11 protein-coding genes and 1 pseudogene are annotated in these 15,260 nt (G+C 58.8%); 7 read left to right on the top strand and 5 right to left on the bottom strand.

The window, feature by feature from the left end; genetic code table 11:
* Positions 1-131 precede the first annotated feature (131 nt).
* Positions 132-455, top strand: a pseudogene (locus M0D69_RS41065) (4-hydroxy-2-oxovalerate aldolase); the annotation flags it as partial.
* Positions 456-679: 224 nt separating this feature from the next.
* Here M0D69_RS41065 and M0D69_RS41060 read toward each other — a convergent pair.
* The gene (locus tag M0D69_RS41060) at positions 680-1,882 is read right to left on the bottom strand and encodes a tyrosine-type recombinase/integrase (protein ID WP_301787521.1); all 1,203 of its coding nucleotides are present in this window, start codon (positions 1,880-1,882) and stop codon (positions 680-682) included.
* A gap of 144 nt (positions 1,883-2,026) precedes the next feature.
* Here M0D69_RS41060 and M0D69_RS41055 point away from each other — a divergent pair, with 144 nt between their 5' ends.
* The 4 genes from M0D69_RS41055 to M0D69_RS41040 all read left to right on the top strand — a co-directional run bounded on the left by M0D69_RS41055 (position 2,027) and on the right by M0D69_RS41040 (position 6,045).
* The gene (locus tag M0D69_RS41055; RefSeq protein WP_301787518.1) at positions 2,027-3,073 is read left to right on the top strand and encodes a DNA-binding protein; all 1,047 of its coding nucleotides are present in this window, start codon (positions 2,027-2,029) and stop codon (positions 3,071-3,073) included.
* Positions 3,074-3,277: 204 nt separating this feature from the next.
* Positions 3,278-4,183, top strand: coding sequence for a GIY-YIG nuclease family protein (locus M0D69_RS41050; protein WP_301787517.1), 906 nt, complete (start codon positions 3,278-3,280; stop codon positions 4,181-4,183).
* Between the two features lie 201 nt (positions 4,184-4,384).
* Positions 4,385-4,684 (top strand): helix-turn-helix domain-containing protein, encoded by a 300-nt coding sequence (locus M0D69_RS41045; protein WP_301787516.1) that lies wholly within the window; start codon positions 4,385-4,387, stop codon positions 4,682-4,684.
* Positions 4,684-6,045 carry a HipA domain-containing protein gene (locus M0D69_RS41040; protein ID WP_301787520.1) on the top strand — a complete coding sequence of 454 codons (1,362 nt, stop codon included), beginning with the start codon at positions 4,684-4,686 and terminating at the stop codon, positions 6,043-6,045. Before M0D69_RS41045 ends, M0D69_RS41040 begins: the two co-directional genes overlap by 1 nt.
* A 529-nt stretch (positions 6,046-6,574) precedes the next feature.
* On the opposite strand, the gene M0D69_RS41035 is transcribed toward M0D69_RS41040, so the two are convergent.
* The 3 genes from M0D69_RS41035 to M0D69_RS41025 are packed head-to-tail and all read right to left on the bottom strand — an operon-like array spanning position 6,575 to position 10,177.
* Positions 6,575-8,755 carry a hypothetical protein gene (locus tag M0D69_RS41035; protein ID WP_301787515.1) on the bottom strand — a complete coding sequence of 727 codons (2,181 nt, stop codon included), beginning with the start codon at positions 8,753-8,755 and terminating at the stop codon, positions 6,575-6,577.
* The gene (locus M0D69_RS41030) at positions 8,752-9,510 is read right to left on the bottom strand and encodes a PP2C family serine/threonine-protein phosphatase (protein WP_301787514.1); all 759 of its coding nucleotides are present in this window, start codon (positions 9,508-9,510) and stop codon (positions 8,752-8,754) included. The genes M0D69_RS41035 and M0D69_RS41030 overlap by 4 nt, the downstream gene beginning before the upstream one ends.
* Positions 9,500-10,177: a VWA domain-containing protein gene (locus M0D69_RS41025; protein WP_301787513.1), complete on the bottom strand. Its 678-nt coding sequence runs from the start codon at positions 10,175-10,177 to the stop codon at positions 9,500-9,502. Before M0D69_RS41025 ends, M0D69_RS41030 begins: the two co-directional genes overlap by 11 nt.
* 312 nt (positions 10,178-10,489) lie before the next feature.
* On the opposite strand from M0D69_RS41025, the gene M0D69_RS41020 reads away from it, so the two are divergent.
* Together M0D69_RS41020 and M0D69_RS41015 are read left to right on the top strand one after the other, a co-directional pair.
* Positions 10,490-10,816: a hypothetical protein gene (locus M0D69_RS41020; RefSeq protein ID WP_301787512.1), complete on the top strand. Its 327-nt coding sequence runs from the start codon at positions 10,490-10,492 to the stop codon at positions 10,814-10,816.
* 18 nt (positions 10,817-10,834) lie between these two features.
* A complete protein-coding gene (locus M0D69_RS41015; RefSeq protein ID WP_301787519.1) occupies positions 10,835-13,564 on the top strand; it encodes a TrlF family AAA-like ATPase in 2,730 nt (909 codons plus the stop codon).
* A gap of 150 nt (positions 13,565-13,714) precedes the next feature.
* Here the strand turns inward: M0D69_RS41015 and M0D69_RS41010 are convergent, their stop codons facing one another.
* The gene (locus M0D69_RS41010; protein ID WP_367619838.1) at positions 13,715-14,917 is read right to left on the bottom strand and encodes a hypothetical protein; all 1,203 of its coding nucleotides are present in this window, start codon (positions 14,915-14,917) and stop codon (positions 13,715-13,717) included.
* Between the last annotated feature and the right edge of the window lie 343 nt (positions 14,918-15,260).

Genomic DNA, 15,260 nt, shown 5'->3' with positions numbered 1-15,260 from the left:
TAAACGAGCTTTCTCGCTGTCGTCGCGCGACAGCGACGTTGTGTATAACGACATGGGTAAAGCCCCGTTGTCCATATTGCAATAATTGGCGAAGACCGGCACTGACTACGGCAAGTGATCGCGCTCCGGGTGCGGCGGCGGAGCGGCAGGGCTGGCACCACAGCTGCGACCAGTGCAAGCTGATGGATGCCGCTGCCGACTCGGTCCGTCGCCTGCCGACCGAGCTCGTGCGTGTGAATCGCGAGACACTTGCGCTCGGTTACGCTGGCGCGTATTCGTGCTTCTTGCGTCACGCTGAGGCGGCGGTGAAAACGTACGACCTGACGACGGTCGATATACTCGTCGAATTCCGCAGACGAAAGATGACGGGCGGCGAAGAGGACATGATTGTGGACGTCGCACTGGAGCTGCTCAAGCGAGTCGCGCATGACAGTTGCATGCCGAACCGACCATGAGCGAGACGGGCTGACCCTTGGCATGCCGCTTCGTGCTCGCTGTGCTGACAGCAATCCATCTGACGCCGCCAGAGCCAGTCAGTACCGCGGCGCCTAGTGGCTACGACACGGTAGGTCCGCGGTTGAATCCTTTCCGCGCTGACGGGCTGAGTGCGTGCGCTGGGTTCTCTTCGTCATCGCTTACGGTTGACTGATCGTTTCTAGGAACGCACTCAGTCTTCTTGCTACCAAATGAGTCTCAGTCCGGCCTCTGTTGCACGATGCCGATCATCGTCGTCCGCATGCAGGTACTTGCTAGTCGTCGAGATCGATTCATGCCCGAGGTTGTCCCGCACGTATCGCAGATCGACTTGGCCATCCATCATGCGAGAGCCAGTCGTATGCCGCAACCAATGGGCAGACGCCAGGCGCAGCCGTTCTGCGGCGCGCTCGTGCGCTTCGCCCGTCGACAGCAAGTGCCCGATCGCATTGTCGAACACCTGTTTGATGATCAGGTGCACGGCGCCGCGTGTCATTGTCCGGTGGGCGCCACCGATCGGCAACAGCAGCGGTGTCGTTTCACCGCCATAGGGGAGGGCAGCAAGACCATAGTGTCGACGATAACGTGTCAGCTCCGCCATCAGTTCGGTCGTTGCCGGCAGCAAACGTTCCTTGTCACCTTTGCCGGTGATCGTCAGCCACCAGCGGTCCTGGCCGTCGCGATCGCGCCGTCTAAAAAAACCGCCCATCGGATTGGTCACGACTTCCGAGATGCGCAGACCCATCAGGTACAAGAGCGAGATCAGCCAGCGCACGCGGGCGTAGTGCTCCTGCTCGCGTGCCGTGTCACGCGGCATTGCATCGATCGAGGTTTTAACGGCCTGCCAGAGATCGCCCTCGAGGAAGCGCGTCACGCGGGGCTTGGCCTTGCGTGCGCGTTGACGCGACAAAGACAGCGGATTGCCGGCCAAGTAGCCGGCGTTGACCAGCCAGGCGAAGAGCGTATTCAGAATCACGAATGCCTGTCGCTCGCTCGCGGGGGAGAGCGGTCCCGCGAACGGCCGCCAGGAAGGGGCCGCGCGGGCGACTTTGCGACCGGTCATGACCCAGCGCTGCGCCGGTTGCGGGTCCACCAGAAACCGCCGGTAGATGAGCAGGTCTTCATGTGTGAGAGAGGAGAGCGGCTTGCGCAGTTCGGTGATCGACCACAGCAATAGCCGTTCGGACTCCTTGCGATAGGTATCGAAGGTCGCCTTCGCGTCGACAAAACGCGCGAGCCACGCCTTGATCGCGTCGACGTCGTTTTGGGCCGCAATTTGAGGCCGGGCGCCGAGCGCGCGGTTCGTGCCGAAGCTACCGTCGAGTTCGGACGGCAGAGACAACTGCTCAAGCGGCTTAAGCGACAAAACGGTGCCGTTGGACACGCGGAGGGGCTCAGGAAACGGCATGGTGGCGTGAGACGTGCTCAATTGACGCGATGGGTCATTTTACTCGACATTATCATCATAATGTCTAAATTCAATGTTCTATTTCAAGTTAATTAACGTTATACGTTATATTATCAACACATTCATTCTCCGGAAAAGCTCGCCATGGATGATTCACCCGCCCTGGAGGCGCAACTGCAGGCGGAAATCGAGCAACTGCGGATTCAGTTTCCGCGCACGCAGGAGCTGTATCGCGAGGTCTGCGTGCTGCTGTTTTTCCGGCACGGCATCACGCCCACTGCGAACCGGCTCTATCAACTGGTGAAGAAGGGCAGCATGAACGCCCCGGCCGAGGCGCTGGCGCGCTTTTGGGCCACCCTCCGTGACAAGAGCCGGGTGCGCATTGAACACCCGGACCTGCCGGCGGAGCTGCAGTCCGCCACCGGCGAGCTGGCGGCCGCGCTCTGGATGCGGGCGGTCGATACGGCGCAAGGAGAACTGGCGACCGCGCAGCTCGAGGCGCAACGATCGGTCGCGGACGCGCAGGCCTGGCAGACTCGGGCCGAGGCCGAGCGTGACCAGGTGCGCCAGGAACTGACAGGCAGTGCGGCCGCGCTGGATGCGGCGCAGACTCGCATCACCGAACTGGACCAAGCACTGGCCATCTCGGTTGCCGCGGCGTCGGCACTGCAGGATCAGCTAGGGCTCGCACACCAGGGCGAGCATCAGTTGCAGCGGGCACTGGAAACCGCCCGGCATGACTTCGCTTCTGAACTGGACAAGCTGCGTGCCGACGGCACGCTGGCGCAGGAGCGGCTCAAAGCCGCCGAAAACCGGGCGCTATTGGAAATCGACCGCGAGCGGCAAGCGGCCGCGCGCTTGCAGAAGGAACTTGATACGGCGAACCGTAAAACGGAGCAGGGCAGTGCCCGGCATCGCGACGACGTGCAGAAACTGCAGGCTCAAGTCGGGAATCTGCGTCAGCAAGTCGGTGTGCTGGAGGGTAAGCTGGATGCGCTGCGTACCGAGAACGCGCGTTATGTCGATGAAGCGGTGCAGGCACGTGGGCAGCGCGACCAACTGGCGTTGTCGCTGACGCAGGCCGCCGCCAAGCAGAAGGTGTCGACGGCGAAGCGGACAGCGAAGTCGACAACAGCCCCGCGCAAGAGCAGTGAGCCGGTGGGCAAATCGCCGCGAACGAAGAAGCTGTGATTTTATTGGGAGCAATTCCGCGCGGGCGACGTACGATTCAGGGTTGGACCATCATGGACGTGGTATGAGCCGATGAGATCAAGCAAATAACGTCTTCGAACCCGTACACATCGTCACTGGGCGGGGACAACGGTTAAGTCCGGTCGCAAAAAGCGCCCCGCAAACCGTACACTGGCAGTCCTTCAACTGCGTGGTGACACCGCGATGAACAGACTGACGGATATCGGCTTTCAACTGGCGGGGCACTGGCTCCTCGTCGATGGCAAGCTCAAGTTCGACGCAATACGGCACGCCGAGCAGCGCAACGTGCTTTATGCGTTCGTCTGCGACGGTCAGGTACGGTATGTCGGCAAATCCATTCAGAAGCTGCGCGAACGAATGGGCGGCTACCGGTCGCCAGGCCCGAAAAGCACCACCAACATTCGCAACAGGCAGAACATCCTCGAGTTGCTCGCCGCCGGCGCAGCAGTCGATATTTACGCGCTGCCCGACAACGGGCTGATGCACTACGGCTCTTTCCACCTGAATCTTGCCGCCGCGCTCGAAGACAGCATCATCGACACGCTGAGACCCGAGTGGAATCGGCCAAACCGAAAAAACGGAACGCCTCTAGATTCTGGCGAGGAGGAGGCGGTGCCCGCTGGCGTCGACACCTCGGATAGCGACACTGGCCAGCAAGCGGCCGACGACGTGCCGGTGGACAACCACATACCGGTGGTCTCGACATTTGAGTTCACGCTCCAACCAACCTATTGGAATCAAGGCTTTTTCAACGCCGGCGTGTCTGGCTCGCCGGCGCTCGGGCGCCGATGGGGAAGAAATCGAGATTTTCTTCGGCGACGAGACCATACCCACTCTCGGCTCCATCAACCGAGTGACGACTGGCAACGACACGCCGCGGGTGTTCGGCGGCGCGGCCCTTGGCAAGCGGTTCCAGACGCTTCCTGTGAAGACCAAAATGCTGGTGGAAGTTATTTCGCCCGTCTCTATCCGGATTCGCCCGGCGCTGTAAGTCGGACTGCACCCACTACCGCCGCGATGGTGGTCCTACATCGCTCATTCGCGACGATTGTCGTGCGGGTCGGTCAAAATAATTCCGGGAATTTCTGAATAATGCCGATGACGTGAGGCAATCCTGAATATTTGCTGATTTTTCTGAACTTTCAAAACGCAACTACAGTTTTTCACTTTATTGCCGAAAAATCTGAACTATCGAGCAAGACGGGGCGTTGTCAGCTATAATTATGGAAATATCTGAACAACCGCAAGACCAATGGGTCACGGTTGAATCTTTCCGGAAATATCTGAACTATGGCTCGAACGTTACCTCGCCCAAATGACGCACTCAGTCCGGTCGCGAGTGACCTTGCGGCACTGGGTCATCTCGTGCGCAATCAACGCGCTCGCAGTGAGCTGCGAATTGACGACGCCGCGGACCTCATCGGCGTGACGCACGACGTACTCTCGAAAGTCGAAAACGGTCGCTCGGTAGGACTGGAGAAGCTGTTCAAAGTCCTCGACGGGCTCGGCCTGAAAATGCTGGTGGTCACACCCACTGAGGCGGAAGACGTGGTGAGGGCGCTCAGCCTTTCCGCCGGAGAGCGCGAGTGATGGAGCATCTCCTTCGCGTTTCGAATAACGGCGACACAGTGGGCCATCTAGGCTTCGACTCGCGGGAAGACCGGTACAGCTTCCAGTATGAGCAAGCTTGGCGCGAACGGCGAACGGCGTTTTCCCTGTCACCTCACATCCTGCACACCGGAGAGGCACCTGCTGCCGGTGCGGTCCATCGATTTCTTGGGAACCTGCTGCCGGAAGGCCGCGCGCTCGAGGTGGCCTCAGTCATGTATCAGATGTCGAAGGACAATATCTTCGGGCTGATTCGCATGCTGGGGAAGGAGCCGGTCGGCGCTTTGAGTTTCGCCCACTTCGAAGAAGGTCAGGAGCCTCCGGCCCATCAAGAGGAGCCAATCCGCCGAGAAATTCCCTACGAAGAGCTAAGTGAGCGGATTCGCGAGCGGGACACCCTTCCCTTCCCGGTGTGGGACCAGAAGGTGCGCCTGTCCGTTGCCGGCTACCAGGACAAACTGCAGGTCATGGTCGAGGGCAGCAAGCTGTCTCTGGCCGACGGGTCTCTTAGTTCGACTCATATCCTGAAGCCGGAGTCCCGCAACGCGAACACGCCCTTCATGGTAGCCAACGAGCACTACTGCATGACGCTCGCCGATGCCATAGGCCTGCGAACCGCGGCGGTTTCAATCCGCCGCATTCCAGAGCCAATATTGCTTATCAAACGATTCGACCGGGTGGTGCGCACAGCGGCGGATAACCCGGACCAAATCGAATCGGTGGGCCGCTTGCACATCATTGACGGCTGCCAGGCGCTCGACCTTCCGTCGCAATTTAAGTATGAACGCAACTTTGGGCACACCCAGGATGTGCGAAACATTCGAGAAGGTGTGAGCTTTGAGAAGCTCTTTTCGCTGCAGCCACATTTCGAGCAACCTGCGCAAACCAGGACGTTCATGCTTCGGTGGGCCATCCTTCAGTTGCTTATCGGCAATAGTGATGCCCACGGGAAAAACATTTCTTTTTTTCAGCGTCGCATCCGCATCGAGCCCGCGCCACTCTATGACCTCGTTTCGGTCAATGCTTATGCAGACAACGAGAACGTCGAACAGGAAATGGCGATGGCATACGGGGACGCCTTCCTGCTTGAAGAAATCACACCATTTGAACTTGCGCTATTCGCAAAAAGTACGGGCACCCGGCCGGCTCTTCTCGCACGGGAATTGATACGCATGGCGTCCGCTGCTCTGAAGTTCGCACCCGTCCTGGCGGAGTCCGAGGTGTACGTTGGAGACGACGAGCGTGCGCGCGTGAAAAAGATTTCCGACTTCATCTGCGTGCAGGCGGACAGGCTGATGAAGCTCGCACCCCAGGTGCCAAAGGTCAATCCGGACCTGCTTTAGCCGGACCGAGTCGGGCTGTTCAAAAAACAATAAATACGTAGCATAACTAGGGGTTCTCGTACTTTTCGTGTCAAATATGGCGCTGGGCGCGCGCAGAGCGGCGCCCAGCAAGGCTCCGCTGCCCAGTTGAACACCCGGATCGATGAAGCAGGCAACTCATTGATAGATAACGTCTTTCCGGCCAAAACCGCCAGAAATTGCACGAATCGGACGATTACCCCGATTTGGGACGCGTTTCTCGGCGAGACGATTTGCCCGTGGACCCCAGCAGCCTTCAATCCTCTGGCCATGGCGGAAGCCTCTCACGTGCGCGGGAGTTTGTCGCCGGAGCGCGCACGACCGGGAGCGAAGCCGGCACAATGAGGCGCGCTATTGATCGTTCAGCAGCGCGACGATTGGCTCACGCCCCAAGCATTTTCCAACCCCCCCCGGATTCCTGACATGATTGGACCGAAAGCAATCGATGGCGACTTGGAGGCACCACCGCCTCTGTCCCGACGAGGTGCGTTGCCCCATCGCCCGGTGCCTTTTATAGATTTAGGCTGCCTTTGCAACTCGGGAAACGAACGCAACTCCAAAATTGCTTTCCTGGGTTGCGGCCTTTTTTTGCGGTCTTAAGCTTCATCATCGAAGCGCATATCGGACACAGTGGAGTTGAGGATTTCGGCCGGGTTGAAACGGCCGTCGGCGCGTTGCGAGGAACAGTCGCCACGGGCGGCGGTGGAACCGCTGGCCGCTTCGGAATGGTGATTTCGATCGGCAGGGTCTGAGGTGGCGAGATGCCCAGTTCCTCGCAATGGCGCTTTGCGGCCTCTCGGATTTCAAGCGCTTCCCTAAGCGGAGGGAAGGACAAGGGCTGGGCCGACGCGAGCTTGGACGGCGCCATTTTCAGATTGGCCAAACCAGCTCGCAGCTTGTTCTGGATGGTGGCGCGTTTGGCGGCCCAGGCCGATCGCGCTGCGTTTTCCGCCTGGGCGTCCGACGCGTCGCGTTGCGGGTTGTAGCGAAATTTGGCTTCGTGGCCTTGCCTCCAGGCCAGCAACTTAGCGGTGTATGCCTCTCCGAACCCCGGCACCACCAACACGGCGTTGCGCGTGACGTCATTTGCGGTTTCAACGTTGAACGAGGCCAAGCTCGCGATTTTGGCCGGGCCAATGCCGGAAATCTTGGCGCGTCGAATCAGGAATCCGTCCAGATAAGCGGACCGTTGGCGAGCCTCGCGAGTGCTTTGCAACTCCGCAAGGGCTCGCGCGAGCTCATGGTTCAGCGCTCGGTATTGATCCACCCAGCTTTCCAGGTCCGCCCGCAGATTCAAGGCATCGGTGTAGCCAAGACGTTTCAAATAATCGAGCGCGGTCGCGTGCACTTTGGCGTCAGCGTCGGCAAACGCCTTTTTCAGTGGCTCTTGATCGATCTTCGCGGTCGCGGCATAAAACGCGACGAACGCGCCGCACGCCAGCCAGAGAGGGAAGAGGTTCGGAAGGGTCAACAAGGCCAAGAAAACGGGCGCGACCCATAACAAGCGAGCGACACGCCGCTTTCGCCGGGCACCGATGGCATCCGCCGCCGTGGGTTTCGAGACGCCCACGTTTGTTGGCGCGGCGGGAATCAGGTCCTCGGGACGGGGCAGCGCAAGCGCTCGAATGGCGGTCCAGATTTCATCGACGTCGAATCCATCGGCGCTGCTTGGGCCGGCTGAGGGGTAAGACACAGCCGGGAACATGTCGATGCCGGACTGTGCGGACATTCGGCACCAGAGACACTCGCCGGCGGACGTCGGGAAAAAGTGAGCGGGGACGGTCGAGCACTGCCGAAGGTCGGCCTCCAACTCGGTCAGCAGATTGGCCCATTGCGCGGCTGTCGGCCGCTTCGCCGGGTCTTTCCCAAACGCGGCCTCGAACGCTCCGACGATGGGCAGCGGAAAGTCTTGAAGGCGAACTGAGCCCGGAGGAGGGATGGTGCGGGTTTCCGCTCGTCGGGCAATGGAGAAAGCAAAGCGGTGCTGGGCGATGGCTTCGCCCAGACTGAGGTCCGCGTCCGAGCAACGTCCGGCGTAGGGATGCCGGCCCATCGCGAGCAACTGGAAGATGGCGACCGCCAACCCAAAGTGGTCGTGCGCCTTCGTGCGCTCGATCTCGCTGAGCCGCACGCCATGCAGCTCGGGAGGCGTGAAGTCTTCGGTTCCGACGATGCAGCGGTGCAACCGTCCTTGGGCCCTGAACTGGAAACTGTCGGCGTCGATCAGCGCGACGGTCGCGGTTGGGCTGACCAAGACGCCGGAGTGGTTGAAGTCGCCGATCACGCAGTCCATTTCATGAACGGCGGCGACCGCGCGCGCGACGTTTCCGGCGGCCCTAACCAAGAAACGGTAGTCGGCGTTTGGGAACTGAATCTTGCGCGACTTCGGCCCATACAACTCGTGAATCGCCCGGCACTTGGAGACCAAGCGCATGATGAACCCGGCGAAGCGTCCTGACTCGTCTGTGGCGACTTCCAGCGGGAACGCGACCAAGCTCGTCCGTTCGGACAGCTGGCTTCCGACCATCGCGAAGACTTTGGCTTCCCGAGGACCGCGCAACTCGCTCTTGTAGAGTTTGACGGCTTCGCCCGGGCGGCCTTCGACGAAGTAGACGTCTCCCTCGCCGCCTCTCCCCAACAAACTGCCCAGGCGCGTTTTCTTGCCTGAAATCAAAACGGTCGGCGAATTCATCGGCTGGAAAGAAGAACGAGGGTTTTGTCATCGTCCGTCCGGTCGCAGATTGCCTTGCTGTCGAGATACCGGCCCAAAGCCACGGATAGGGAGGCGAGACGGCCTTGCTCGTTGGCTTGGTCAATCGGCCGGAGCATGGGCTCGAAGAAACGAGGGGAGGCCGCTTGCGTGGTTTGGTCAAGAGCCAGCGATTCAATCCCGTCGGAAAACAAGGCGAAAGCATCGTGGTCCGCGTCGATCCGGCGGATGCGCAAACGAACTTCGGGGTCGTCCGTCACGAAAAAAGTCGTCGAGGCAAATTCGCCATTTTCCGGACCCGACAGCGTTTCCCATTGGTCGTTTTTCCTCGCGACCAATGCGCCGTCGCCAATGTGCAGGACTAGGGCGCGGGCGCGGTGAATCGCCAAGAGGACCAGGGTCGCGGCGAATTGGCGGCGCTCGACCGCCTTCCCGGCGGCAGCGCGCCCTAGCTGATCGCGCAGCTCATCCATCCAAGCCATGACCTGGTCGTCGTTGGGCAACTCGTCGCGCTGCTCAAACCATTGGCGAAACCGGCCGCCCATCGCGCGGCAGGCAAGCGAGGCCCCCTGCCCGCCGAAGCTCGCGCTTCCAGCGCCGTCGGACACCACAACGCAAATGGCGTCAGCGTCGGCGCGCGCGACACTGAAAGCGTCTTGCTTGCGCGTGCCTTGCCGCAAATGGGACGTTCCGATCCGAGAGGCTGCGGCCCATCGCCACCGCCTGTCAGCCTGCAACTGCCCACCCGTCCGGCGCGGTTGGGTTCGCGAGAGGCACGGGCTCCCCTGGGCTCGACCTGGACACGGAACCAAGGGAAGCGGAAAGCCAAGAGAAAAACTCGCGGAACGCCAAGCCTCTGAGTTTCAACGGCTGACGCACGGCAATCTTTGACAACAGCGACATGTCCGCCTGCTCCACGCCGACCGCATAGAACATGAACTCGTTGCGCTCTTCGCCCGCGCGCACGAGTTGCGCGGCCTCTTCCCATCGATCGGTCGGCGCGCCGTCCGTGAAAAGAAAAACCCACGGGCGGTAATACTTGACCCCGTTGGCGCGGTAGCGGTCTTTGCGCTCGCGCAAAAGTTGGAGCGCCTGCGTGATGGCCTCTCCCATCGGAGTGGACCCGTTCGCCTCATAGTGTTCCGGGAAGAATCCATCCATTGTGGCGAAGTCATGGCGAACTGCCACCGGGCCGAACGTGACGATCGCCACTTCAACTCGCTTGGCGGCCATGGAGTCGGCATACAGCTCGTCTTTGAAGAGCGCCAGGGCCTCGTTGAGTTGCCGAATGGGCTCCCCGCTCATCGAGGCTGATGTGTCCAGCAAAAGCACGCACGGGCAACGCGGCTCTGGGTTTTCCAATAATTCCGCGTCGACGAAAGGCTGTTGTTCGAACTCGTTCATAAACCCTCTCAGTGATTTTATTCGATGCCACAGGCGTGCCGACAAAGTATAAGAGCGACCCGCAAGCCTCGCATAGAGTTGTGTGCCAGATACGACAATAGGAAGGGGTCGCGTGCGGCCGCGCCCCCTTTGTTGGAAGAAAACACTCGAGGAGCGACGCCTTCGCCGGGCGCTTCTGCTTTAATCGATGGGATTTCGATTAGACGATAGAATTCAACGCCGATAATTGCGCGAGATGTTGAACATATACGCGTTGCTTGGCGATACGGAGGCGGGTCAAACCCGCTTATAAAAAATCAATTGAGAGAAGACATGCCCAACGCCGCGATCGGCTCGACATGGAAGAAATGGGACCTGCATGTCCACACGCCCGCCTCTATCGTGAACAACTACCCTGGCGACGCTGAGGCCGCATGGGCGGCTTTTTTTGATGACCTTGAAGCGCTCCCTCCCGACTTCAAGGTCATCGGCATCAACGACTATGTGTTTGTCGATGGATATGAGCGCGTTCTCAATGCGAAGCGACATGAGGGACGCCTGCAAAACATTGATTTGATCTTGCCCGTCATTGAGCTCCGGCTCGACAAGTTTGCGGGAGTTGTCAAAGAGGGCAAAAACGGGCCGGTCGAATCGAGTTGAAGTCGCATCAACTTGCATGTGATTTTCGACCAGCTCGAACCGGCTTTCATCCGTGATCAATTTCTGAGCGCGATCACAGCCAAATACACTTTAATTCCCGGCGCGGGAGTCGATCAGGGGAAGTGGGGCGGCGTAATCACGCCAGATAATCTCGCGGCGCTGGGTCGGGCGATCATTGAGTCGGTTCCTTCCGACAAGCGGACGGAATATGGCTCTCCGCTGAAAGAGGGGTTCAACAATCTGAATGTAAGTTTCGATCGCGTGAAGGAGGCGTTGGCGACCCCGGCGTTAGCCGGCAAGTCAATTCTCGCGATCGGCAAAACGGAGTGGGACGATCTCAAGTGGGAAGACCACACAATCGCCGAAAAGAAGAGCGTCATCAACGAAGCCAAGCTCGTCTTCACTGCGGCTGAGAATCCGCAACGCTACGTGAACGCGCGCAAGAGGCTGTTAGATAGCGGCGTCAATGCCGCCCTCTTGGACTGCTCTGACGCTCATGACCTTAGCAATTCGGCTCATAAAGACCGAATCGGCAATTGCTTCACTTGGATCAAAGCGGACGCCACGTTTCAGGGGCTTGTTCATGCGATCCATGAGTTTGAAGATCGCGTGTATGTCGGCGACGTTCCGCCCAAACGACAATTGGTAGAGAGGAACAGAACCAAATACGCGACCTCGATTCGCATCGGCAAAAAACCAGGGTCCACGTTGGTTGCGCCTTGGTTCGATGTCGAAATCCCCCTGAACAGCGATCTGGTCGCCATCATCGGGAACAAGGGCGGAGGAAAGAGCGCTCTTTCCGACATTGTCGCGTTGGCTGGCGACACCAGAAATCACGCTGGCTTTTCCTTCCTTAACAACAAGCGATTTCGGAACCCGAAGGGCAGGCTGGCGCAGCATTTCACGGCGTCGCTTGGTTGGCTCGATGGCAGTGAGTCCACGCGCGAACTCGCGCAAGACCCTGCGGCGGCCAGCGTCGAGCGGGTGAAGTATCTGCCGCAAAGCTATCTCGAAACACTGTGCAACGAATTGGGCGAAGGCGGATCGTCAACATTCGACACGGAACTTCGGAAAATAATCTATTCGCATGTTCCCGAGGAAGACCAGCTCGGGAAATCGTCGATGAATGAGTTGATTGACTACAAGGTCTCGGAGACCAACGCAGCACGCCACATCATCCTCGCCGAGTTGTCCAAAGTGAACATGGATATCTTAGAGACCCAAACGCGGATGACTCCCGAATTCAAGCTGGGCTTGGAGGAGCGGCTAGGGGCGAAGAGGGCGGAATTGGCGGCGCTTGAAGGCGCGAAGCCGCCGGAGGTCGCCGATCCAAAATCGTCTGCCGCCGACCAAGAAGAGTCGCAAATAGCAGCGGCGTTGGTCGAAAAGCTCGAAATCCAATTGTCGGAGATCAACAAAGAAGAAGCTGCTTTGCGCGAGCGAAAGAGTCTTGCCGCCAAGAGGCAAGCTTCGGCCAAGCGAGTTTCTCAAGCGCTCGCCAACCATCGGGCGGCGCACGACCGTTTTTTGGAGGAGCTGAGAGTTCTTCTGCGCGAGTTTGAAGAACCGATTGACGCTGATGCCTTAATCGAGCTTCGAGTGTCGACGGCGCCGATCGAACAGATCAACAACCGCGCCACCGCTGATATTGGCGAGATCGACAACCTGCTCCAACGAGTCGATCCCGACAGCTTGGTCAAACGCAGAGAGGAAACCGAGCGCTCCATCGCGACAACAAAAGGCAAGCTCGGCGAGAAGCAGCGCTTGTTCATTCGCTACAAAGAAACGCTTGCGCAATGGGAGAAGGGGAAGGCCGAGTTGGTGGGCACAAAGGAGAAAAGCAACACCATCGCGTGGTTCGAGGCGGAACTGAACGATCTGGGGGCTTTGCCCGAAAGACTCCGGGCGCTGCGCGAAACGCGAATTGGCCTTTCCCGCCGGATACACGAGAACATTGGCGCGACAGTCGAGGAATATCAGCGACTCTACGAGCCGGTGAAGGCGTTTGTGAAATCTGCCGAAAAGATGGACATGTCTCTCCCGCTTGATTTCGAGGTTCGGATTGAGCAGGAAGGGTTCGAGGAGCATTTCCTAGGATCGCTGAATCGGCAAACCAAGGGCTCTTTCGCGGGCGTCGAAGAGAGCGCGCATGTCATGCGGGCATTGTTGTTGGAGCACGACTTCTCCACCGCCGATGGTTCGATCGCGTTCGTCGAAAAAATTGAAGACATGCTTCGGCATGATCGAAGAGAGCAGCAAGGCCGGCAAACGCGTCTTGAAGATCAACTGCGGAAGGGAGTGGAACCCCATGACGTGCTCGATCACTTGTATGGTTTCTCCTATCTGTCGCCGCGATATTCGCTGACCTACGACGGGCAAGAGATCGAGCAACTGTCTCCGGGCGAACGGGGGCTGCTGCTGTTGGTCTTTTACTTGCTCGTCGACAAGGACGACATTCCCATCGTCATTGACCAACCTGAAGAGAATTTGGACAACCAGACCATTTATCGGATTTTGGTGAAGTGCATCAAGGCGGCCAAAGCGCGGCGGCAAGTGCTCATGGTCACGCACAATCCGAATTTGGCGGTCGTTTGCGACGCTGAGCAAATTATCTATGCGCAGTGCGACAAAGCGGAGTCCCGTTTTATATACGAGTCAGGCGGCCTCGAAAATCCGACGATTCGCGATCGCGTGGTGCATGTGCTCGAAGGGACTGAGCCTGCTTTTAAAAATCGGCGCATTAAATAAGGTCTTGCGGTACTTTATACCCCAAAATTTCCCGAATATTTTCGGTGCCGCACGCCCACTTGGGACGCCAGCGAGAACCGTCCCCGCGGGCTATCGCAGTGAGCCTGCCAAACGTCCGACCGGTGATATCAATTGCGATGTCGCTTCAAATCAGAGCGACACGATTTGTCGCAATAGTTCCAAGGCTTTCATTTCGTCTAGGCGACCAGTGCGTGCTTTGCCCGCGAGTGTCTTTATCAGCGCCTCCGCTATCGGTTCAATACCAAGTAAATCGTTCAAGCTGGTTGCCGAAGTGAGACGGCGGGGCTCCGCGATGACTTGCGTTTCGGAGACTCGCTCCAACTGCTGACGGGCGGCGGAGAACGAGACATCGTTATCAACGGTTTGCCGAATCACCGGATCGGCGGCGGACGGGGCCGCTTGGTCTAGTTGCCCGGTGACCACATTCGTCTCAGCGGCGACGCCTGTTGGACCGCCTGTGCCATCCGCATCAGGGGGTAGGGTGAGTCGACTACCCGCATTTTTCGCCTTCGTACCCGCAGGTTTCTTCGCCGCTATCGCTTTTGGCTCAATCGCGGGTGGCAGTTCCTGCTGAGCGGATGCATGGCGACGCGATGGGGGAATAAGCAAATCCGACACCGACTCAGGGACGTCCGTTATTGAACGCGGAACGTCCAACCAGCCAGTCGGCAAACCAAGGCGTTCGGTGAACCGGTTTGCTTCAGCATCGTTCATCCGTTTCTGTCCATAGAAACGATTGGCCATGTTGGAGTCGCTGATTTCCATCACCGCGCCGAGCCGCACCTTCGATCCTTTGCGGGACGTGAGCACGTGCAAGTTGGCGCGACGAATGTTTTCCAAGGCTGCGACGTCGTTCAACGGCAAGGATTGCTGAGCCCCCGACTTTGAAGACGCTTTGACTTTCGCAGGTGCCGATTTCGTCGGGGTTGCCGTGGCAGGCTTCGCCGCCGTAGTGTTGGGCTTCGCGACGGTCCTTGGCGACCCGCCAATTGTCTTCTTTGGCATTTCTGGTTCTCTGGGCGAGCGATCGGTGAGGGTAGAGTGCTGATTGCCCTGTGTAACCGGGGCCGGCTTCAATACTTGCTTGTACGCAATTTCCGGTTCGGCGTTCGCATGAATGAAGTCAAGTGGTGACCTCAATCGACTAATGGTCTCAGGTGTGAGGACAGGATTGGGCTGATCGAAAAACCCATCGGGTAGCCCAAGCGTCGTTTCGATATGAAAGGCTGTCTCAGGCGTGAATCTCTCGCCATTCACCAATTCGGCCACGCGCGTTAAGTTGGAGTCGAGTCCCAGTGCGATGTTCTCCGCGCCCACCGCATCTACCAACAACTTAAACGATCGTGTTTTGAAAATGGACGCCGTGTGGGCCGGGTCTCGAGTAGGTGGAGCTTTTACGTATGGCTTGTTCTGTCGGTGGGATGTCGCTTTTGCAGGTTGGCGCGATTGACGCTGGCCTTTGTCTCGAGATCCCGAGTATCGCCCGTGTGCTTGACTCATAAAGTGGGGCTCCCCGCCGTGAAATCACTATCATTTCGCGCATTATAGGCGAGCATGGAGCGGTGCCGCCGTTGCTGAGAGGCCGCGTGCGATTTTCCCGTCAGTCAAGCAGGAGCTTAATCTTACTGTGTCACAAAGTTTGAGGTCGAATCCGTGTGTGTTTAATGCTTAGCCT

This window comes from Caballeronia sp. SEWSISQ10-4 2, from assembly GCF_030464885.1.
Lineage (GTDB): Bacteria > Pseudomonadota > Gammaproteobacteria > Burkholderiales > Burkholderiaceae > Caballeronia.
The sequence above is the reverse complement of the archived record's forward strand: the minus strand, read 5'-3'. Positions and strand labels throughout refer to the sequence as shown.